Source organism: Gillisella vitis (assembly GCF_001541345.2).
GTDB classification, from domain to species: Bacteria; Pseudomonadota; Alphaproteobacteria; order Rhizobiales; family Rhizobiaceae; genus Allorhizobium; species Allorhizobium vitis.
This window is the reverse complement of record NZ_LMVL02000004.1, coordinates 223,199-244,999: the sequence shown is the minus strand read 5'-3', so window position 1 is coordinate 244,999 and position 21,801 is coordinate 223,199. Positions and strand designations below refer to the sequence as shown.

18 protein-coding genes and 1 other RNA gene are annotated in these 21,801 nt (G+C 57.3%); 9 read left to right on the top strand and 10 right to left on the bottom strand.

Annotated elements, in window-relative coordinates; genetic code table 11:
• Window positions 1–319: 319 nt before the first annotated feature.
• The 3 genes from ssrS to ASB66_RS15920 all read right to left on the bottom strand — a co-directional run bounded on the left by ssrS (window position 320) and on the right by ASB66_RS15920 (window position 1,213).
• Window positions 320–477, bottom strand: a non-coding RNA gene (gene ssrS / locus ASB66_RS15930) — 6S RNA.
• A gap of 64 nt (window positions 478–541) precedes the next feature.
• Complete coding sequence (locus ASB66_RS15925) at window positions 542–907, bottom strand: cell division protein ZapA (RefSeq protein WP_060718230.1); 366 nt, start codon at window positions 905–907, stop codon at window positions 542–544.
• A gap of 36 nt (window positions 908–943) precedes the next feature.
• Entirely contained in the window at window positions 944–1,213 is a 270-nt protein-coding gene (locus tag ASB66_RS15920) for a DUF4164 domain-containing protein (RefSeq protein ID WP_060718229.1), read from the bottom strand.
• Window positions 1,214–1,644: 431 nt separating this feature from the next.
• Between ASB66_RS15920 and tkt the strand changes: the two genes are divergently transcribed.
• The 5 genes from tkt (at window position 1,645) to ASB66_RS15890 (ending at window position 8,364) form a co-directional block, all read left to right on the top strand.
• The gene (gene tkt / locus ASB66_RS15915) at window positions 1,645–3,621 is read left to right on the top strand and encodes a transketolase (RefSeq protein WP_060718228.1); all 1,977 of its coding nucleotides are present in this window, start codon (window positions 1,645–1,647) and stop codon (window positions 3,619–3,621) included.
• A gap of 198 nt (window positions 3,622–3,819) precedes the next feature.
• On the top strand, window positions 3,820–4,827 hold the full coding sequence (gene gap, locus ASB66_RS15910; RefSeq protein WP_060718227.1) for a type I glyceraldehyde-3-phosphate dehydrogenase: 1,008 nt from the start codon (window positions 3,820–3,822) through the stop codon (window positions 4,825–4,827).
• 871 nt (window positions 4,828–5,698) lie between these two features.
• Window positions 5,699–6,151 carry a hypothetical protein gene (locus ASB66_RS15905; protein WP_060718226.1) on the top strand — a complete coding sequence of 151 codons (453 nt, stop codon included), beginning with the start codon at window positions 5,699–5,701 and terminating at the stop codon, window positions 6,149–6,151.
• A gap of 607 nt (window positions 6,152–6,758) precedes the next feature.
• Window positions 6,759–7,298, top strand: coding sequence for a hypothetical protein (locus ASB66_RS15895; protein ID WP_060718224.1), 540 nt, complete (start codon window positions 6,759–6,761; stop codon window positions 7,296–7,298).
• 55 nt (window positions 7,299–7,353) lie between these two features.
• The gene (locus ASB66_RS15890) at window positions 7,354–8,364 is read left to right on the top strand and encodes a COG3904 family protein (RefSeq protein WP_234613031.1); all 1,011 of its coding nucleotides are present in this window, start codon (window positions 7,354–7,356) and stop codon (window positions 8,362–8,364) included.
• A 487-nt stretch (window positions 8,365–8,851) separates the two neighbouring features.
• On the opposite strand, the gene ASB66_RS15885 is transcribed toward ASB66_RS15890, so the two are convergent.
• Entirely contained in the window at window positions 8,852–9,493 is a 642-nt protein-coding gene (locus ASB66_RS15885; protein WP_060718223.1) for a hypothetical protein, read from the bottom strand.
• Window positions 9,494–9,661: 168 nt separating this feature from the next.
• Between ASB66_RS15885 and ASB66_RS15880 the strand changes: the two genes are divergently transcribed.
• From ASB66_RS15880 to ASB66_RS15870, 3 genes are all read left to right on the top strand, one after another.
• On the top strand, window positions 9,662–10,204 hold the full coding sequence (locus ASB66_RS15880; protein ID WP_234613033.1) for a hypothetical protein: 543 nt from the start codon (window positions 9,662–9,664) through the stop codon (window positions 10,202–10,204).
• Between the two features lie 326 nt (window positions 10,205–10,530).
• A complete protein-coding gene (locus ASB66_RS15875; protein WP_060718222.1) occupies window positions 10,531–12,342 on the top strand; it encodes a potassium/proton antiporter in 1,812 nt (603 codons plus the stop codon).
• A gap of 137 nt (window positions 12,343–12,479) precedes the next feature.
• A complete protein-coding gene (locus tag ASB66_RS15870) occupies window positions 12,480–13,352 on the top strand; it encodes an MBL fold metallo-hydrolase (protein WP_060718221.1) in 873 nt (290 codons plus the stop codon).
• Between the two features lie 17 nt (window positions 13,353–13,369).
• On the opposite strand, the gene ASB66_RS15865 is transcribed toward ASB66_RS15870, so the two are convergent.
• Window positions 13,370–13,873: a pyridoxamine 5'-phosphate oxidase family protein gene (locus ASB66_RS15865; protein ID WP_060718220.1), complete on the bottom strand. Its 504-nt coding sequence runs from the start codon at window positions 13,871–13,873 to the stop codon at window positions 13,370–13,372.
• 261 nt (window positions 13,874–14,134) lie between these two features.
• Here ASB66_RS15865 and ASB66_RS15860 point away from each other — a divergent pair, with 261 nt between their 5' ends.
• Window positions 14,135–14,881 carry a YebC/PmpR family DNA-binding transcriptional regulator gene (locus ASB66_RS15860; protein ID WP_060718219.1) on the top strand — a complete coding sequence of 249 codons (747 nt, stop codon included), beginning with the start codon at window positions 14,135–14,137 and terminating at the stop codon, window positions 14,879–14,881.
• Window positions 14,882–14,977: 96 nt separating this feature from the next.
• On the opposite strand, the gene glmM is transcribed toward ASB66_RS15860, so the two are convergent.
• From glmM to pal, 5 genes are all read right to left on the bottom strand, one after another.
• The gene (gene glmM, locus ASB66_RS15855; protein ID WP_060718218.1) at window positions 14,978–16,330 is read right to left on the bottom strand and encodes a phosphoglucosamine mutase; all 1,353 of its coding nucleotides are present in this window, start codon (window positions 16,328–16,330) and stop codon (window positions 14,978–14,980) included.
• A 269-nt stretch (window positions 16,331–16,599) separates the two neighbouring features.
• Entirely contained in the window at window positions 16,600–18,540 is a 1,941-nt protein-coding gene (gene ftsH / locus ASB66_RS15850) for an ATP-dependent zinc metalloprotease FtsH (protein WP_060718483.1), read from the bottom strand.
• A 123-nt stretch (window positions 18,541–18,663) separates the two neighbouring features.
• Window positions 18,664–20,013 carry a tRNA lysidine(34) synthetase TilS gene (tilS, locus tag ASB66_RS15845; protein WP_081089050.1) on the bottom strand — a complete coding sequence of 450 codons (1,350 nt, stop codon included), beginning with the start codon at window positions 20,011–20,013 and terminating at the stop codon, window positions 18,664–18,666.
• The gene (gene ybgF / locus ASB66_RS15840; RefSeq protein ID WP_060718217.1) at window positions 20,013–21,020 is read right to left on the bottom strand and encodes a tol-pal system protein YbgF; all 1,008 of its coding nucleotides are present in this window, start codon (window positions 21,018–21,020) and stop codon (window positions 20,013–20,015) included. The genes tilS and ybgF overlap by 1 nt, the downstream gene beginning before the upstream one ends.
• Before the next feature lie 216 nt (window positions 21,021–21,236).
• Entirely contained in the window at window positions 21,237–21,770 is a 534-nt protein-coding gene (gene pal / locus ASB66_RS15835) for a peptidoglycan-associated lipoprotein Pal (protein ID WP_060718216.1), read from the bottom strand.
• Window positions 21,771–21,801: the final 31 nt, after the last annotated feature.

Sequence of the window (21,801 nt, the reverse complement as noted above, 5' to 3'; positions counted from 1 at the left end):
CTGTCCTGCTTGCTCGGATATCAGTTGGGCGAGACGGAGTGATCGGCGCCGATAAAGCTGAGCAGGACCTGGGACACTGGCCTTGATCGCCTGCCATTGTGGATTGGCGCGCGCCATATGTGCGATCAGGCTGCCCGCGCTCGCTGTGATCGGCAGGGCGGGCGGACTACGCTCGATGAAGCCCAACAGGGCTTCGGTCTCGTTCTGGCGAAAATCAGGAGGCTGGTAAATCGGCGTTGTCTTAATGGCTGTCCTGCCACTATGTCGGGAGCCGGAGGTCCCGCAAGACAAACATGCCATCTATCAAGACAATCAATGAGTGCGGTCCACGCAACCGATGGATTTTTGCGATCCTGGGAGCCTACAAAGTAGGTGGGCGCCGTATGTCCGAACCCACGGGTCCGAACAGGGACAGCTCCCTCAAGATCGGGTATGGCCCCAGGGATTGTGTGTTCCTGTCGAGAGGCGCAGACCGCAAATCATATATAGGCGCAATCTTGGCCATGCGCCAGTGCGGCATGCGCGTGCAGCCATGTTTATTTCAATGGTGGTGGCCGTCTGGCGCCGCTGCCGCAGCCTGCGGCTTTTCGGTCAGTTTGCGGGTCAGGCCGTTGAGGCGTTCCGTCAATTCCATGATAGCGGCGAGGATGTCGTCTTCACGGCCTATAGCGCCGGCGGAGGTGGCTTCGGCGGCTGATATCCGGCGTTTCAACTCCGACAATTCGTCCATCACCATGATGCCCGCCATCACGGTAACGCGCAGGTCGCCGATTTCGCCGAACTGGCTTTTGAGGTGGCTGACATAACGGTCGAACTGGCTGGCCAGATCGGTCAGGTGGTTTTCCTGCCCTTCCTCGCAGGCCATGCGATAGGCTTTTCCATCGATAGTGACCGTGACTTGTGCCATGTCTGTCGAATGATCCCTGAGTGAGGCGAGGCTGGCCTAGCGGTCCAGTACGGCCCTGATGGTTTCCATTGCGGTGACCAGGCGGCGCGAGACTTCGCGATTGACCTCTTCCAGCCGGTTGGCCCGGAATTGCGATTGGTCAAGTTCCTGGGCAAGGCGGGCGCGGTCGATATGGACGCGCTTCACCTCCTGCTCCACCTCGCCATTGGCGCGTTGCAGTTCCAATCGCATGTCTATGGCATTTTCCAGGCCGGAAATGGCCTGTCTCAATGCGCCGAGCGCGGCTTCCGCTTTATCCGTCGCCATGTCTCTTTGCCCCGGCTGATGAAGTTTTCAGGCTCTGGTCGAACCGGAAAGCCTCCAGATGTTCTTGCTCGTCTATGTCGTTTCGGAAAACCGGCCTCATTTTTCCCTGACAAACTCCAAAAGGCAAGCCGAATCGACCCCTTGGCCCCCATAGTTCTCACGCGACATTAGTCATTGCCTGTCGCTGGCGTCAACAAACCCCGGCTTTTCGCTGTGTCATGCTTGTGGACGAGTAGACCCGGCTTCATCCTTGGCGCGCATCAATACGAGACAATGATCAATATTAAGGCAAAAACTGAAATAATGCCTTCCACGCAATCACCCGGCCTCAATTTATTGACTTGCCCGTCCTAGATGTTAAGGATCACCCACTTTCTGACGTTCGCCCGAACGGCGTTCGTCCATCGAGACCCGGAACAGGCGGAACAGTCATGATTTCTCCCGAAAAGCACAACCGGATGGCCAATGCGATCCGATTTCTGTCCATGGATGCGGTCGAAAAGGCCAATTCCGGCCATCCCGGCATGCCGATGGGCATGGCCGATGTCGCGACGGTGCTGTTTACCCGCTTTTTGAATTTCGATCCCAAGGCGCCCAAATGGGCCAATCGAGACCGTTTTGTGCTCTCGGCTGGTCACGGCTCTATGCTGCTCTATTCGGTGCTTTACCTGACCGGCTATGAAGACATCAGCATCGACGACATCAAAAATTTCCGCCAGCTCGGCTCAAAAACCGCAGGCCACCCGGAATATGGCCATTTGTCAGGCATCGAGACGACGACCGGCCCGCTCGGCCAGGGTGTTGCCAATGCCGTCGGCATGGCGATTGCCGAAAAGAAGCTGGCTTCCGAATTCGGCAGCGATCTGATGCATCACCACACCTATGCCATCGTTGGCGATGGCTGCCTGATGGAAGGCATCAGCCAGGAAGCGATTTCGCTGGCCGGTCATCTGAAGCTCAACAAGTTGATCGTGCTCTGGGACGATAACGGCATTTCCATCGACGGCGCGATTTCGCTGGCCGACAGCACCGACCAGCATGGCCGGTTCCGCGCTTCGGGCTGGAACACGATGGCGGTTGACGGTCACGATCCGGAAGCGATTTCGGCAGCTCTTTCCGCCGCCCAGCTTTCTGAAAAGCCAACGATGATCGCCTGCAAGACGGTGATCGGCTTCGGGTCTCCCAACAAGGCCGGTACTCATAAGGTGCATGGTTCGCCGCTCGGTGCCGACGAAATTGCTGCCACCCGCAAGGCGCTGGGCTGGGCCGACGAGCCTTTCCACGTGCCCGCCGATGTGCTGGATGCCTGGCGCGAAGCCGGTGCGCGTGGCGCGGCCACACGTGCCGAATGGGAAAAGGGTCTGGAAACCTCCGATCACAAGGCCGAGTTTACCCGCCGCTTCGCTGGCAAGCTGCCTGATGGATTCGATGCTGCCATCGACTCCTATAAGAAGAAGCTGGCCGAGACCAAGCCAACGCTCGCCACCCGCAAATCCTCCGAGGATGCGCTGGAAGTGATCAATGGCGTGGTGATCGAGACGCTTGGCGGTTCCGCCGACCTGACCGGCTCCAACAATACCAAGACCAGCCAGACGGCGTCGATCACGCCGACCGATTTCTCGGGCCGTTACGTGCATTGGGGTATTCGTGAGCATGGCATGGCGGCGGCCATGAACGGCATCGCCCTGCATGGCGGTCTCATTCCGTATTCCGGCGGCTTCCTGATCTTCTCGGATTATTGCCGTCCGTCGATCCGTCTGGCCTCCTTGATGGGCATTCGCGTCATTCACGTTCTGACCCATGATTCCATCGGTCTTGGCGAAGATGGCCCGACCCACCAGCCGGTCGAGCAGATGGCCGCCTTGCGCGCCATCCCCAACCTGATGATGTTCCGCCCGGCGGATGCCACGGAAGTGGCGGAATGCTGGCAGATCGCCTTGACCCACACGGATCGTCCGTCTGGTATCGCGCTGACCCGTCAGAACCTGATCGCGGCCCGCACCGAATATTCGGCGGAAAACCTGTCGGCCAAGGGCGGCTATGAGCTGCTCGGCGCTGACGATGCCAAGGTGTCGATCTTTGCAACCGGGTCGGAAGTCGAACTGGCGATCCAGGCGCGGGAAGCGCTGGCCACCAAGGGCATTGCCGCCCGCGTCGTGTCCGTACCGTGCTTCGAACTGTTCTTTGAGCAGCCAGAGGAATACCGCAACGCGGTGATCGGCACGGCTCCGGTGAAGATCGGCGTCGAAGCGGCGATCCGTCAGGGCTGGGATGAGATCATCGGCTCGCACGGCACCTTTATCGGCATGAAGTCCTTCGGTGCTTCCGGCCCCTACAAGGAATTGTACAAGCATTTCGGCATCACCGTCGAAGCGATTGTCGAAGCGGCTGAAGCCAAGCTTTCCTGAAGAGGCATTAAAAGCGGGTCTGGCGGGCCCGCTTCTCTTCGGGCTTGCCTGAACGCCTTGACCACATGAGTGCCTTTACCCAATGCCTGGGGCTGCCCAAGGCGAGAACCACTTGGCCATCGTCGCGCTGTTCCAGATCATCACCGCTCCGGGGGCCACCCAGCAGCCCGGAGCCATCCGACAAGCGGGAGTTATGCAATGACTGTGAAAGTTGCCATTAACGGCTTTGGCCGTATCGGCCGCAATGTGCTGCGCGGTATCATCGAATCCGGTCGGACCGACATTGAGGTCGTGGCCATCAACGATCTCGGCCCGGTCGAAACCAATGCGCATCTGCTGCGCTACGACAGCGTCCATGGCCGTTTCCCCTCGACCGTCAAGGTCGAAGGCGACAGCATCATCATCGATGGCCGCGCGCCGATCAAGGTGACCGCGGTTCGCGATCCCAAGGATCTGCCCTGGAGCAACGTCGATATCGCGCTGGAATGCACCGGCATTTTCACCGCCAAGGAAAAGGCATCGCTGCACCTGGCCAATGGCTCGAAGCGCGTGCTGGTCTCGGCGCCTGCTGACGGTGCCGACAAGACCATCGTTTACGGCGTCAACCACAACACGCTGACCAAGGACGACCTGGTCGTTTCCAACGCGTCTTGCACCACCAATTGCCTGGCACCGGTTGCCTACGTGCTGCAAAAGCTCGTCGGTATCGAAAGCGGCTACATGACCACTATCCATTCCTACACCGGCGACCAGCCGACGCTGGATACGATGCACAAGGACCTGCACCGCGCCCGCGCTGCTGCGCTGTCGATGATCCCGACCTCGACCGGTGCCGCCAAGGCCGTTGGCCTGGTTCTGCCGGAACTGAAGGGCAAGCTGGACGGTTCTGCCATCCGCGTTCCGACCCCGAACGTTTCGGTTGTTGACCTGAAGTTCATTCCCGGTCGCACGGTCACCAAGGAAGAAATCAACGCCGCCATCAAGGCTGCGTCGGAAGGCGAGTTGAAGGGCATTCTCGGCTATACCGAAGAGCCGCTGGTTTCCATCGACTTCAACCACGACAGCCATTCCTCGACCTTCTCCGGCGACCAGACCAAGGTTATGGACGGCGGCAAGCTGGTGCGCATCCTGTCCTGGTACGACAACGAATGGGGCTTCTCCAACCGCATGGCCGACACAGCCGTCGCCATGGGCAAGCTGATCTGACAGCCTGTCCGATAATCGCCGCTGGCCGGCTGCAAATGGCAATTTCTGCGCTTACCTAGGCTCACGTACTTGAGTTCGCTCCGCTCCGGTTCTCGAAATCACCATTTTCGCCAGGCCATCGGCAATTCTTGAACAGACTGTAAGCAGCTTCGCTGCCTGGATGATATGATGAAAGCGGATCGGGAAACCGGTCCGCTTTTTCTTTGCTCGGCATAGGCGCGAGCCTTTTACCGTGAGGTTTACCCCCCTCTGTCCTGCCGGACATCTCCCCCTCAAGGAGGGAGATCGGATAGGCGTTGGCTCTCATGCCTTAGAAAAGGCCGGGATTTCCGAAACCTTCTACAGACAATAGAAAGCGAGTGGCCATCCCCGGGCCGATCTCCCCCCTTGAGGGGGAGATGCCTGGCAAGGCAGAGGGGGGGTGAACCTAACGGCACAACCTTTCCATCGTGGCCATACCGAATGCAGCCATTTTCTGACATATATTCAACCCGCTAACCCTCCACCATTCCGCCTGATAATTTCAACGGAAGCCCCTCAAAATCCGCTTCCCCTCTCCACCCGTTATACGCTAAACCAGTTGCGGGACCAGTTGTAACGCGCTGGTTCTGGAGTATCGAAACTCCTCAAACAGCGGCCGGTGTCGGTCGTTAAATGACACCCCTCAGCCATAGGTTTGTGGCTGAGGCGGTGGACTATGTCTATACGGTCCACTCTCCACCCTTCTATGGTCGGGGAGGCCTTGGTGCATGTCCAGAGCTTCGGCTTAAAGGCCAAGGCAGTCGTCTGTTTGCGGCTTTCGAACTCCCCGATCACCAGAGGGCAAAATCCTCCGGTGATCGCTTGGCGCACAAGTGGGGAGGAATGGACGATGGCCGATTATAATGTCTGGGCCGATATTTTCGATACATGGCAATCCATGGCCGATTGGGTGAAGGCACTCGCCATCATCACACCACCGGTTTTTGCAATGGGCGTGCTAGCCCTGCTGCTGCGCTACCGGCTGGCGCTGCGGCGAGACTCGCCACGCCCGGTCGCCTTCGACCTGCTGGAACCCCAGCCGGATGACCCACCAGCCAGCATCGACATCACCATCCTCGAAGCCACCACCGACCTTCAACACCGCCTGGAAGAAGCCCGCCGCAGGCTGATACCGCCAGACGACCCGGCGCGCAGCAACCTGGAAACCCGCCAAAAAATCGAGCAAATCATCCTGGAAGAATACCACCGCAAATCCGATCCGGCTGATGCCCTGGCTCGGGTGCGGCGGTTTTTGAGGGAGGAGGGGGGTGGAGAGCGGGGGCGGCCTGAGGTGGAGGATTGAAGTTTCGAGTTTGGCCTATAATAGCATCGGACGCTTTATCATGCGCTACAGTGTACGATTCGGTGGTTTTTCGGCATCGTTGCCCCCATTCAACTGCCAGTACCTGAGCCACGGATATTAAGGAGATAATGACGGATGTTTCCGGAATGAGATAGCAAATGCCAACAGGAACGTCTTTGGAGGTCAGAGCGGACGAGCTGGTTTTGGATGCACAAGCTAAATAATCGAATTACTTGCTTTTAGGTTAAATTATTAAGATTTTTTAATTCTATACAGTGATGATACGTCACAGTGCGCTTGATTTGCAGTCATTTTCCAGCACACTGAGTGTCTCTACGCAACATGATGAGCACAGAAAATATGCCGAAAAACTTCAAAGACGTTTCTTTGTCTCAATATCGAGACTGGATCGAGTATCAAGAACGCATTCTGGCTAGGGTCGAGGCCGGTGAGTTTCCATATACACCGACAGTATTGGCAGACTTTAAAAGTCGCCATGAAAACGCGCTACGCGAGCTTATGCGGCTGCGAGATTTTTACGCGGAAGTCCTACCGAACGAGTGAGGCTGGATTAACATGGCAGACTATCGCGAACTGGGAGTTGCGTATGAGCACAGGTGACTGGGCGTTAGTCGTCAGTATTTTCTCGTTCATCGTTTCCCTTGCGGGATTTATTTGGAATGTTTGGTCAAAGTTCATTTATCCAAAGGCGAAAGTCCGAGTTTCATTCTATTCCGGTTTTGTAATGGGTGAGGGCTTTGATGGCGTCGAAATGCTAACTCTCAACGCGACGAATTACGGACCAGGTGCGATTACTCTTCATCTAGCAGTCGGAAGATCAAGAGTCTCGCGGTTCAAGAAACTTGAGAGCTTCATGTTAAATCCGCTACACGATTTCCCAGCGCAAACAAATTTCACGCTAGGTCCATTCAGTGGCGGTCTACCAAAGAAAGTTGATGTAGGAGAGAGCTTTAGCGCATTCTTTGTTAAAAAACATGCCGCGATCGCTATCAAAAATGTTGTTGACGTAGGCTTCACCGATACTTTTGGTAGATGCCATTGGGCACGCAGAAGGGCTGTTGCAAAGGCTCGGTCTGAGGTCAAAGAAGCCTTTGCGGCTGACAGTGAGACTCCCATTCTGGAATGATCCGCCGTAGTGATATGGGGATCAGCAACTATTGGCTAACAAGGCGCTATGGCCGATGAACTTCGAATATTCGAATCCGCAAACGGACATAGAAGGATTTTTGGGAGGCTTTTTCCATATCAGTGCCTTTGGGCGAATTGAGGAGGGCGATGATGAGAAATTCCAAGGGTTTCTCGAGCGCGCTGCACCTCCGCCCAGAACTTCTGTCTACATTAACTCTGGAGGCGGTCATGTTGAAGCAGCGATGGCTATCGGGCGATTGATCCGTAAGGCCTGGTTCTCAACGTCCATTGGCACATATACCCTAGATCCGCAGCAGTCTGACGAGTTAATCATTCCCCGGAAGTTTGCATCAGGAAAATGCATAAGCGCGGCGACGCTGATGTTTCTTGGAGGGAGGCTTCGTTATTACCCAGATGGATCAGAGTTTGGCGTACACCAATTTTCATTTAAGAATCCGACGCCAGAAATAATCGAGCGTTCTCAGCGGCTTTCGGCGGCAATAGCGGCCTACATCGCAGAGATGGGCATTCCCGCCGCTTTCTTAGAGCTTTCTGCGAGCACACGCGGAAACCAAGTAACACTTCTCAGTGAAGAACAGCTAAAAGGGCTGAAAGTCATTACGGGAGGTATGACGGAAACTACCTGGGGTGTCGAAGTCCATCAAGAAGCTATGTGGGTCCGGGGAGAAAGAGACTCTCTATGGGGGCACGGCAAGGTCATTCTAATATATTCGAAAACAGATGGTTTCTCTTTTGCAGCTATGGTGGAAACCATGGGAAGGGACGCGGAGCTAATTAGCTTCCCGCTAGTCGAGATCGTCGTGAACGGTGAAGATATTAGGATTGACATTTCGAACCGATGTATGCGCGCCCCATCTGGGATCTATACCATGTTCATGGCTAGCCTTTCGAAGAACGAAGCTTGCTTGCTAGCTCACTCTAAGAGCTTCGGGATTGGAATTCGTAGTTCAGCGCAGGCGGAGATGTTTCTCGGTATCGCGGCAGTCTCCACAGACGGTGCTGAGGGAAAGCTACAAGGGTTGTATAAGCTGGGTGCTACCTGAAGCAAAGCATGATGGCTTTAATGACGAAATGAACGCCCAAAATGGCCGCTCCGCGGTGCCATTCCGGTATGACTTGCCACCCAATTCCGCCCGCAGAATACAAACCGCAAAGATTTTTATGTGTGGCTTACCCCCCTCTGCCTTGCCATGTCGCATTTATGCTTCGAAAATATCGGAAATCGCAACGTTATCCGTTGAAACGGGCAGTTACGTCTGTCCGATCTCCCTCCTTGAGGGGGAGATGTCCGGCAGGACAGAGGGGGTATGCGGCAAACAAAAACGCTTGTGTCGTGGACCGTAGCCCCGCTCGCCATTTTCCCCGGTATCGCCATAATTCGTTTTGTAATTTCGTCCCAGTCTGAGCAATAGTATTGCTGAGGGAATTAAGCGCGATTGTGCAGTCTCGCTTCATGCCACAATGTCGGATCATGCTGTCTTTGGACCGGAATGGGTGTGTGCTGGGATGGTGGTGTGGGGGATTGAGGGGTTAACTGGCTTGTTCAAGCTCTCGAAGGTATTCTTTGCCGCTGATCGTGGTCCATCCCTCTTTAGGGGAGCGACTAATGGCAGCATCTTCAGGAGAAAAGTAAACTCCGAAGAAGTCACAGTTTGAATCGAATAACTTCAACCTGCTGCTGAGGGGCGCATCTTTTAGCTGATTTTTCAGCGCCATCTCATTCTCCGCGTTCATCAAGAACGGTATCCGAAGGCATCCAATACAGATATCGAGGGTCGGAAAATTCGGCCGCGCACAGATGCCGACATTCACTTTATCCAGGTCCCATAAGCCGCTTCGCAGAAAACCTGACACCGGCATGTCCGCCATCGGAAAGTCGTTGCGCATGCGGACATCATGACTGAAGCGAGTGCTCCTTCCCTTATGGCGGCCAACGTCTGATAGTTTAAACCAGGCCAATGGGTACGGCTGTTCGGGTTCAAAGCATAATTCCAAACCGCCCGGATAGAACCAGTACAGTGGAACTGGCTGGTAACTGGTGTTTGCAATCCAACTCTTCGGCGGCCCTAATCGATTTGCGACATCGAGAAGCGGCTGTCCGAAATATAGGAATTCGACTGCCGTCGAACACAGGCTCTGTTTTAGCGAGATGGTAATCGGTTCTTTCCGCATGTAGTTGTCTCTCAAAGGTCGACACTGGCCGCTTTATTCGGTCTGATGGAATAATTGCAGTGGTGACGTGGTTAAACCGTCATAATCGGCGGCAGATTATGGTGACAACAACTTGCCTGAAGCGGTATGAATGCAGAATGGCGGCGCGGCCAAGTGCGAAGACGTTCCGTGCTGTTGGCTGCGAAAGGTAAATGGAAAATGTTGCCGCTCAACGATCCCCGCTGGAAAGAACTTCGGCACGCTTATGGCGACGCCACTGACCTACCACAACTGCTTCAGGCGCTGGATTCGTCAACAGAAACAATGACGGGCAAAACGGAGCTGTGGTTCAGCCTGTGGTCACGTCTGTGCCATCAGGGCGATGTGTACACCGCCTCGTATGTAGCGGTCCCTCACATTATCCGCATCGCCGGCCAAGCGAAAGGGCCAATCAATTCATCCTTTTTCCAATTGCCAACAGCTATAGAAATCGCTCGCAAGACAGGCATAGCACCAGAAATTCCGAAAGTTTATGCCGAAGATTATCATCGTGCGATCAGTCAATTAGTCGAGATTGTCTATCTTCACCTGAAAGAGGATTGGGACCAAGAAACGCTCTTGGCCGCAACTGCGGCACAAGCCGTTGCGAAGGGACATGTGGCTGTGGCTAATGCCCTGCTGAACTTGACGGATGATTTAATCGCCGAAATCAACAGCGGAGAGCTCGAGTAGCCACTCCTTTGGATGCCTTCTGGTCAATCTCGACGTCCAATTTACGAGGAAGCTTTGTTCGTGTCGTTCCATGAGCTGGAGGTTCGTGCGCGAACTGCGGGGCTTACGAGCCAATCACTGCGCCTAACCACCCCCATTTTTCCCCTTCTCGCCATAATTCGTTTTGTAATTTCGCCCCAGTCTGAGCCATAGTATTCCTGAGGGAATTCAAGGCGATTCTGCCGTCTCTCTTCATGCCACAGTGTCGGATCATGCGGTCTTGGGCGCCGGAATTGGTAGTGTGCTGGGATGGCAGGGTAGGCCGTGCGCAAGAAAGGGGCGAAAGGTTGGAACATTTCTACATCGTCACGCTGGTTCTGACGGCGCTGATCCTGTTTGCGGCTTTTTCCAGCCTGATCGCCTTTCGCTTTGGCGCGCCGCTGCTGCTGTTGTTTCTGGTGATCGGGTTGATGGCCGGGGTCGATGGTCTCGGCATTCATTTCGACAATCATTCCGTTGCCTATACCATCGGCTCGCTGGCGCTGGCCGTTATCCTGTTTGATTCCGGCTATACAACCTCGTTGCAATCCTTCCGCCAAGCGGCAGGGCCGTCGATCATGCTGGCGACGGTCGGGGTCTTGTTGACGGCAGGCCTGTTTGGTCTGCTGGCCGCCTGGCTGTTGAAACTGTCGCTGCTGGAAGGAATGCTGCTTGGCTCCATCGTCGCCTCCACCGATGCGGCGGCGGTGTTCTTCCTGTTGCGCATTGGCGGCATCAATATCCGCGACAAGGTGCGCTCCTCGCTGGAAGTGGAATCCGGCACCAATGATCCGATGGCGATCTTTCTCACCCTGGCGCTGGTGCAGATGGTGTCCACCGGCAAGGATCACACCGGTCTCGACTGGAGCCTGCTGCGGATGTTCGTCGAGCAGATGGGCATGGGCCTGGCGCTCGGCCTGATCGGCGGGGCGATGATGGCGATGATCGTCAAGAAAATCCCGATTGATCGCGGTCTGTTGCCGATCATCGTACTGGCCATGTCGATGGTGATCTTTTCCTATACCGGCGCTATCGGCGGCAGCGGCTTTCTGGCCGTCTATGTCGCGGGCATCTATGCCGGTAACCGCAAAATCCCCGGCAGCGCTTCCATTGCCCGCTTCCAGGAGGGCATGACCTGGCTGGCGCAGATCATCATGTTCCTGGTGCTCGGGCTCCTGGCCACGCCATCGCATTTCATCAAAATTCTGTTTCCGGCAGTGGTTCTGGGCCTGTTTCTGGTGTTCATCGCCCGGCCAGCGGCAGTTTGGCTGTGTCTCATTCCCTTCGATTATACCCATCAGGAAAAGCGGTTCATTTCCTGGGTCGGCTTGCGTGGTGCGGTCTCCATCCTGCTCGGCATTCTGCCGATCCTCGGTGATCTCAAGGGTGGTGAGGTCTATTTCAACACCGCCTTCATCGTGGTGATGATCTCGCTGCTGCTTCAGGGCTGGACCATCAAGCCGATGGCCAAGCGGCTCGGTCTGATCATCCCGCCGCGCATAGGCGCGATCGACAAGGTGGAACTGGACCTGCCGGGCGCCGCCCATCACGAGCTGCTGTCCTACCGCGTCGTGGCGGGCAGTCCGGTGCTGAGCGGCGCACGCATTCCGCGCTGGGCGATGCCATCGCTAGTCATCCGCGATGGCAAGTCGATGCGGTTTCAATATGCGGGGCGGCTCCGGGAAAACGATCAGGTCTATCTGTTCATCGCGCCGGGGTATTCGCGGCTGCTCGACCGGTTGTTTGCCAGCAAGGCGCCTGTCGATGAGGACGATAGCGAGTTTTTCGGCACTTTCACCATTTCACCCTCGCGCCCCGCCGCCGAACTGGATGCGGCCTACGGACCCGGGCTTTTGAACGAGACCGACCGGCAAAAAACCGTTGGCGAACTGATGGAAGCGCGCCTCGGCGGCAAGGCCGAATATGCCGACCGGGTTCGTCTTGGCCATCTAATTTTGATCGTCCGCGATCTCGGCGAGACCGGCCATATTTCCTCCGTCGGCGTCTCGATGGAAGCTGTCGCGCCAACCGATAACGCGCCTGCCTTCCTCAGCCTGACCGGCACAGCCCATTGGCTGGCGGGCCTGCGCCATAAGCTGCGAGCGGCTGTGCAGAAGTAGCGGCTAAGACCGACCCCGATGCCGGATCGCATGGGGCCGGTCACATTTCAGCATAAATTCCATGCGGCGCTTTTATACGGCGCATTCTTCGGCTACTTTGGTGTGCATATGCAACGCTGGCAGGAGCTGAGGCGGGCATGATGACGCGAATGCTGGTGATTTTCGGTATTCTCAGCCTTCTTCCGGGCTTTGCCCTGGCGCAGGATAAAAGCTCTGCCGCCCGCCCTCCCGTCAGCCGTCCCCCTGTCAGCCAATGCCAATTGGTGGCCAACCAGCTTCCCGGTGCTCGGTTTTATCCCGTTGAATATGCCAGCGCTGGCACAGATAAAGAGCCACTGCGCCTTGCGGCCCTGGCGGAAAACGTCACCATCACCTTTCTCGGACATTCCACCTTCGAGATCGAAACGCCGCAGGGCCTGACGATCGACACCGACTACAGCGGTTACCTACGCTCCGCGCGGACACCGGATGTGGTGACGATGAACAAGGCCCATTCCAGCCATTATACGCTGACGCCCAACCCCAGTATCGCCCATGTCCTGCATGGCTGGAACGACGCGAAGCCGGGCGAGCCGGTTCACCACAACCTTGTGGTGGGCGATGCCTATATCCGCAACGTTCCCACCGATATCCGCAGCTGGGGCGGTGATTTCGAGCCGAATGGCAATTCGATCTTCATTTTCGAGGTCGCCGGGTTGTGCATTGGCCATCTCGGCCATCTGCATCATGAATTGACGGACAAACAGTTCGCCGCCATTGGCCGGCTAGATGTGGTGATGGTGCCTGTCGATGGCGGTTTGACGCTGGGCAGCGACAGCATGAGCCGGATGGTGAAGCGGCTGCGCTCGGCATTAATCCTGCCCATGCACCGGCGTGGGCCTATCGTCAATGACTTTGTCGGGCTGTTTGGTCCAGGTTTTGATGTCAGGATTGCCGAAACCAATGCTGTGACAGTGTCCATGCGCAGCCTGCCAAAAAAGCCGCTGATCCTGGTGCTCAGCGGCTTCTAAACGGCAAATAAAATCCGTTAGGCAAACGTCAGATGGTGGTGCTGTCCCACATCCGGTAGTTTTTCGCCGTCAATGTTGGCCTTGGCGATTTCCCAGCCGAATTTCAGTGGATTACCGGTAGAGGCCCAGACTTCGGCATCGTCGATATGCAGGGCGAGCATGGTGAGATCAGGGTCTTTCTTGCCGTTGTGATACCAGGCCTCGACCACCGAGCTCCAATATTCATCGATCTTACTCGGATCGCGGCGCACATCGATAACGCCGGACAGGCTGGCGTGGTAATCGTGGTTTTTGCCGACCACGCAGAAATGCGCCCGGCTGCCGGGGCGGATATTCTGGACAAAATCTGAATCGGTCCGGGTGAAAAACCAGATCGTATTGGTTTTCGGGTCGCCGTAAGGCGCCATCGGCTGCATATGCAGGGTGGAGCCTTCCAGACCGAGCATGCCGGCGTGAATGGCTTCGATTTCCTCCCAAAGCTGGCGGGCGGGCTCTTCGCGGGCTTCCGTGAGATTGACCATTGGCTTTCCTCTCTTCTTGCTGGTGTTCTTCAGCAGGGCAACGGAAGGAAAGCCTTATTGTTCCAGGGCAGAAGGGCTCTTCGCACCTTCGCCCCCTTGAATGGCAAGCAACAGGGCCTTATAAGGGCGCCAATTCGCGGCTGCATGGGCATGCGAGCCCAATCCGGTTCCAGATCATGCAGCAGAGAGAGCGTTAAAGCGCGCCTGACGGATTACGACCGATACCGCAGGATGCCACAAATCAGATGTCGCAGGAGTGCCATGGCCGGCCATTCACAGTTTAAAAACATCATGCATCGCAAGGGCAAGCAGGATTCCGTGCGATCGAAAATGTTCTCCAAGCTTGCCCGTGAAATTACGGTGGCGGCCAAGGCCGGCTTGCCCGATCCGACCATGAATGCCCGCCTGCGTCTGGCCATCCAGAATGCCAAGGCGCAATCGATGCCGAAGGACAATATCGAGCGCGCCATCAAGAAGGCGTCGGGCGCCGACGGCGAGAACTATGACGAAGTGCGCTACGAAGGCTACGGCCCCGGCGGCGTCGCCGTCATCGTCGAAGCTCTGACGGATAACCGCAACCGTACGGCGTCCAATGTCCGCTCGACCTTTTCCAAGGCCGGTGGGGCGCTGGGCGAAACCGGCTCGGTTTCCTTCTCCTTCGATAAGGTTGGCGAAATCGTTTACAAGGCCAGCGTTGGCGATGCCGATGCTATCATGGAAGCGGCCATCGAAGCTGGTGCGGAAGACGTGATCAGCGACGAAGACGGCCACACGATCATCTGCGGTTTTGAGGATATGAACGAAGTCTCCAAGGCGCTGGAAGCGACGCTTGGCGAAGCGGAATCCGTCAAGGCCGTCTGGAAGCCGCAAAACACCGTGCCTGTCGATGAGGACAAGGCGCAGTCGCTGATGAAGCTGATTGAGACGCTGGAAGACGATGATGACGTGCAGAACGTCTATTCGAATTTCGAGGTTTCGGAAGAGGTGATGGCAAGGCTTTCGGCTTGATGCGATCCATGACGCGCTATTGAAAGCGTAGAAAAGAATTCAGTACAAAAAGCCCGGCTGTGATTAGCCGGGCTTTTTCAGTTGTAAAGGTGAGGTTTAAGCTGCTTCGCGGCTGTTGGCGATCACGCCGATGAGGTCGTTGACGATGCGCTCGATCTGGCTGCGGTCGTCGCCTTCGGCCATGACACGGATCAGCGGTTCGGTGCCGGAGGGGCGGATCACCAGACGGCCATTGCGGGCCAGTTCGCTTTCGGCATCGGCAATGGCCTGCCGCACGAAACTGTCTTCCAGCGGCTTGCCGCCGGAAATGCGGACATTGCGCAGCAACTGCGGCACGGGATCGAAGCGATGGCAAATCTGGCTGACCGTTTTGCCGGTGCGCTTCACCGCCGCCAGGATTTGCAGGGCGGCAACCAGGCCGTCGCCAGTCGTGCCGAAATCCGACAGCACGATATGACCCGATTGCTCGCCGCCAATATTGTAATGGTGCTGGCGCATATGTTCGACCACATGGCGGTCGCCAACCTTGGTGCGGGCCAGTGTCAGGCCCTTGCCGCCCAGAAAGCGTTCGAGGCCGAGATTGGACATCACGGTGGCGACAATGCCGCCGCCTTTCAGGGTCTGGTCATTGGCCCAGCTTTCGGCAATCACCGCCATCAACTGGTCGCCATCAACGATGGCGCCGGTTTCATCGATGATGATCACCCGATCGGCATCGCCATCAAGCGCGATGCCGATATCGGCGCGCACCTCATGGACTTTCTTTTGCAACGCGGCCGTATGGGTGGAGCCGCATTCGAGATTGATATTGAGACCATTCGGTTCGTTACCGATGGTCACCACCTCGGCACCCAATTCCCAAAGCGCCGTGGGCGCAACCTTATAGGCAGCGCCGTTGGCGCAATCGATGGCAATCCGCAGTCCGCTCAAGGTGACATCGCGCGGCAATGTGCGTTTGACGAATTCGATATAGCGGTAGATGTCGCCATCGACGCGCTTGGCCCGGCCGATATCCTCGGCTCTCGCCAAGGGGAGGGGCGCTTCCTGGTTCAGCAAGGCTTCGATTTCAGCTTCCAGCTCATCGGACAGCTTGTAACCATCGGGGCCGAACAGTTTGATGCCGTTATCGGCGAATGGATTATGCGAGGCCGAGACCATGACGCCAATATCGGCGCGCAGTGAGCGGGTCAGCATGGCCACAGCCGGCGTCGGGATCGGGCCGAGCAGAAAGACATCCAGGCCCGCGGCGGTAAAGCCGGCCACCAGCGCCGTTTCCAGCATATAACCGGAGAGGCGGGTATCCTTGCCAATCACCACCCGGTGACGATGCTGGCCGCGCCGGAGGATAGTACCGACGGCAATGCCGACCTTCATGGCGAGATCCGGCGTCATGGGAAAGACATTCGACTGTCCGCGAATACCATCGGTTCCGAAATAACGTCGTGTCATGATGTCTCCTGAGGTCCAAAGCTTTTTCGCCATCTTTAGCTCGCGAAATGCTCTTTTCTTTGTTTTTACGCATCGCATCTACCGGCAATGCCTATATGCGCAGGCCTTCCGCCGTTCTTTCATCGCTCATCGCATGTTTTAACGGCGCATTCACTTAAATTACCGTCAACATTGATTATAACCCGTTACCACATAAAAAAACCGCCCGTTCAAAGGGCGGCTTTTCGTTCTGCGACCAATATCAAGGTCTTTTTACGGGACTTGGCGGCTCAATGCGCCTGGGGTTCCAGCCCGGCTTCCGGTTCGCCACCCTTACCATCGGGCTTGGGCGCGTCCTTCTTACCGGTGGAGGGAACCGCAGAGCTGCGGGTTGGGCCATCTTCGCCACTGTCGCGGGTTGGCTTTTCGCCCCGGATCAGCGCCTTGATTTCCTCGCCCGACAGGGTTTCGTATTCCAGCAGACCTTCGGCCAGAATAACGAACGCATCATGCTTCTCGGTGATGATCCGGCGAGCCTCGGTATAGGCTTCGTCAATCAGGCGGCGCACTTCGGTGTCGATCTTCTGCGCGGTTGATTCCGAGACATTCTTGCTCTGCGAGACAGAATGGCCAAGGAACACTTCCTGCTGATTTTCACCATAAGCAACCTGACCGAGAATATCGGAAAAGCCCCATTGGGTCACCATGGCACGTGCAAGCTTGGTGGCCTGCTCGATGTCTGACGACGCGCCAGAGGTGATGTTTTCCTTACCGAAGGTGATTTCTTCGGCAACACGGCCACCCATCATGATCACCAGACGCGACACCATCCACTTGTAGCTCATGGAGTAGCGGTCGCCTTCCGGCAATTGCATGACCATGCCAAGGGCGCGACCACGCGGGATGATGGTTGCCTTATGCAGCGGGTCGGCGACCGGCACGTTCAGCGCTGTTATGGCATGGCCAGCCTCGTGATAGGCGGTCAGCTTCTTTTCGGCTTCGGTCATGGCGGAGGAACGGCGTTCCGCGCCCATCATGATCTTATCCTTGGCGTCTTCGAATTCTGCCATGGTGACGACGCGCTTGTTGCGACGGGCTGCCATCAGAGCGGCTTCGTTGACGAGGTTCATCAGGTCCGCACCGGAGAAGCCGGGTGTGCCACGGGCCAGAACCTTAAGATCGACATTGGGAGCCAGCGGCACGTTGCGGGCATGGACCTTGAGAATGCGCTCACGGCCAATGATATCGGGGTTTGGCACCACGACTTGGCGGTCAAAACGGCCTGGACGCAGCAGGGCTGGATCGAGAACGTCCGGACGGTTGGTGGCAGCAATCAGGATGATACCTTCATTGGCCTCGAAGCCGTCCATTTCGACCAGAAGCTGGTTCAGCGTCTGTTCGCGCTCGTCATTACCACCGCCGAGACCAGCACCACGATGGCGACCGACGGCGTCGATTTCGTCGATGAAGATGATGCAAGGTGCATTCTTCTTGGCCTGTTCAAACATATCACGCACGCGGCTTGCGCCAACGCCCACGAACATTTCCACAAAGTCGGAACCAGAGATGGTGAAGAACGGCACATTGGCCTCGCCTGCGACCGACCGGGCCAGCAGGGTTTTACCGGTGCCGGGAGGGCCGACCAGCAGCACGCCGCGTGGAATTTTGCCGCCCAGACGCTGGAATTTTTGCGGATCGCGCAGGAACTCTACGATTTCCTCGAGATCCTGCTTGGCCTCGTCCACGCCAGCCACGTCTTCAAAGGTGACGCGGCCATGCGCTTCGGTCAAAAGCTTGGCCTTGGACTTGCCAAAGCCCATCGCGCCGCGCGAACCGCCCTGCATCTGACGCATGAAAAACAGCCAGACGCCCAGAATGAGCAGCATGGGCAGCAGCGTGCCGAGATAGCTGAGGAAGCCGGAAGACCCGTCGGACTCGGGACGAGCAACGATCATCACATTCTTGGTTTGCAGTTTTTCAAGCAGATTGTCATCCACGACCGGGGCATAGGTCTGGAAGGCGGCACCATTTTCGCCATAGCTGCCGATGATGCGGTTGCCGGTGACGGTGACGTCGCGAACGCGGCCCGAATCAACTTCACGCAAGAATTGCGAATAGGGAATCTCGCGGGAACTTGTTTGCGACGGAGACGTCTGGAACATGCTGAACAGCGCGACCAATAGCAAAGCTATGATCGCCCACAGCGCGAGATTTCTAAAATTTGGGTTCATCGAACTCCCCAGAAAAAATGTTCGGCGCATGAAAACGCCGTATCGTCGGACAGTAACATAGGTTTCCTGAAGCGCCTTGCCAAGGCAAAGCGCGGCCCCGACTTCGTTTTCCGTCAATAAGATTTAAAAACAGGGTGATAAAAAGCCTGGTGCGTCGAAAAGACCCGCTAAAGCCACGGCGAGTGGCCAGTCGAACCCCGGGAGAAACCCCTGGTAGGGGGCAATCACAGGCACGGCTAGCAAGTTTGGACCGATCCCGGGGAGAGATTGGCGGGCCAGCGCCGCCAGTGGAACGGGCAGGGGCGAGGCGGGCAGGGTGGGGAACGTCTGATCTGTTTCGGTTCCGCCCGGCTGCACCGGGCTTTCCGCCCTGCCGATATTGCTGATGTGCCAGCGGCCGTCCCACAGCACGGTTTCGCCGGGTTTCACACGGTCATGCGGCAGATTGCGCCCCTCACGTACCAGATAGATGCCATTGCGATGACGATGTGCAAGGCAGCGGCCCAGTGTCAGTCTGGCGCCAGGCGGCTGTTCGCAAAGGGCGATAAGCCGCACAAGCGCGTCCTGCCCCGGTCCATGCGGTTGTCCTCCAACGGTTGCAATCAGTGCCTGCAAAGCATGGAAAAGGATTGCCCTGGGCGCCTCGAACAGGGCGTTATCGAGATTAACAAGCCCTGGCAGGACCATGGTGGCATGGGTGGAGAGCAGCGTGGCGGCCTGTTGCGATAGAAACAGACGCTGGTTTTGCGGAATTCCGATCTGCGGGCTTGCGGAGAGCCGCGCTCGAATACGGGCGCGCTCGTAAGCGGGGTTGTCATTGCTGGGATCATCGACCCAGCCAAGCCCTTTGGCCTGCAAGAATGCACGGATGGCCTGGCGCCGCGCGCGCAGGAGCGGCCGGGTGATCCAGATGGAATTTTCAAACAGGACGGAGCAGGCCATGCCCGCAAGGCCGGTCGCCGCAGGGTTTCGGCTGCGCTTCTCACGCATGGCGATGGTCTCGATCTGATCGTCGGCGGTGTGGCCGGTCAGAATGGCAGCAGCGCCGATCTCCTTGGCAATCCCGGCCAGCAGCTGGTAGCGGGCGGACCGGGCGGCGGCGGAAATCCCAGTTTTCGGTTTGTCGCCTGCCCAACGGCGGATCACATGGGGGATGCCGAGCCTTGCGCAAAGCGCTGCAACCGTTTCGGCTTCTGCGGCAGAGCCATCGCGAAGACCGTGATCGATGGTGGCGGCGTGAAGGGTGACGGGTTTTGCAGGCATGGCCTGCAGCTGTACATGCAGCGCAAGCAGCAGGCCGGTCGAATCGCTGCCGCCGGAAATCGCCACCAGAAGACGCAGCGGATGGTTTATTCTGTCGAGGAAAGCGGCAATGGCGGCTTCAGGAGAGAGAGCGGATACAGGGGCTGGCATGCTTTCGCCCGGAAGGTCGTCGCCCGGAAGCTGTGTTTCCGAAGCGCTAGCGGTCAGCATCAGCAGGCCAGGCGTTTCTGCTCGCTGGCGGCCTTGTTCTGGACGGCCTTGGAGGCGTCTGGATAGCGCTTGTTCACCTCGCGCAACGTAGCGCAGGCGGTGTCCTTGTTGTCGAGAGCAGCCAGTGACATGCCGAGTTTCAGCAGCATTTCCGGCGCCTTGGGCGATTTGCCATAGCCCTGATAGGCTTTGAGGAAGGTCTCAGCCGAGTCCTTGTAGCGGGCCTGCGAATATTGCGCTTCGCCCAGCCAGAAATTGGCGTCGGCGGCCTTGCCGCTTTTCGGATAGCGGCTGATAAAATCGCGGAATTCGCCTTCCGCCGCCTTATAGTCACCTGATAGCACATGGCTATAGGCAATCTGGTAGAGATCCTGCTCGCCGCCGAGCGATGCGGTTTTGGTGCCGCTCTGGCCAGCAGGTGCCGTACCCGGCAGGGTGCTGGCGTTGGAACCTGCCGAACCATTGACGCTGGCGCCGACCGGATTGCCGCTGTTGTCCATTTCGATTGAGCCCAGCGTCATTTCACCGGGTGCAGCGGAGCGACCGCCGCCAGCCGGGTTTGCTGCCTGGCTGCCAGCAGTTTCACCGATGATCTGGCCGACGCTGTCACCGCCACCGGAGCCGGGCGCTTGGCGTGCCGCTACCGACGGGTTGGCCTGGCCGGGGGAGCCTGCGTCACTTCTTTTTTTTTCTAGCTCCTGGAATCGGAATTCGTTGTCTTCCTGCGCCTTGCGGATGGTTTCCTGCATTTGAAGCAGCTGGTAGCTCATGTCCTCGATCCGGCCATTCAACTGGCGGATCTGATCCTGCAATTGCTGGACTTGAACGATGTCACTGCCCTGCTGCTGGACCTGCTGCACTGGCATGTCGCTGACTGGCGCTGGTGGCGTGTTCTGACGTTCGAACAGCGAAAAGGCCAAGGCACTGCTGCCCGCTTGGACTCCGAGGATTGGGGGGGCGAGAATTGCAGTCATTCCCACCATCCCGGCCACGACAAGTCTCTTCATCGATGTGGTTCCTGTTTTGTTTGTTATCGCCCGATTGATGTGCGCTCGTCAGGCTTTGCTGTCGAATATCGACCGTCAAGCCTGCGATGTCTGCCAATAAAGCTTTTCTCTGTTCTTTGCAAAAAGCAACCGAGTTCGGCCAAAGTGTGAAGAAAACAAAAGGGCGGCCCGAAGACCGCCCTGTTTCTGTCATGAATGCAGGCACGATTTCGTGAATTACATTCCTGCGCCACCGAGAACCGTCACAGCACGACGGTTCTGCGACCAGCAGGAAATATCGTCGCAAGTGGCGACCGGACGTTCCTTGCCGTAGGAAATCGTCTTGATGCGGTTTGCCGGAATGCCGCGAGACACGAGATAGGCCTTGGTGGAGGCGGCGCGACGGGCACCGAGAGCCAAGTTGTATTCGCGGGTGCCGCGCTCATCAGCATGGCCTTCGACGGTGATCGGATACTGCGAATAACGCTGCAACCACTGAGCCTGGCGGTCCAGCGTCTGCTGGGCGTCGGCGCGGATCGACGTTGAGTCGGTATCGAAGAAGATCCGGTCGCCGACATTGACGGTGAAGTCCTGGGTGGAGCCGGGTGTTGCAGCACCTGCGCCGCCAAGGCCAAGCTCGGACGCGCTATTGGGCATGTTCTTCTTGGAAGCGCAGCCAGCCAGCGCCAGCGTCATGGCGAGAGCGAGAATGGCGGGGTTGCTGGCAAGCTTTTGCATGCGGCTCATTACCGGGGTTACAGTGCGGCTCATGGCCGATCTCCTTGCAAGTAGTGTGGGGCAG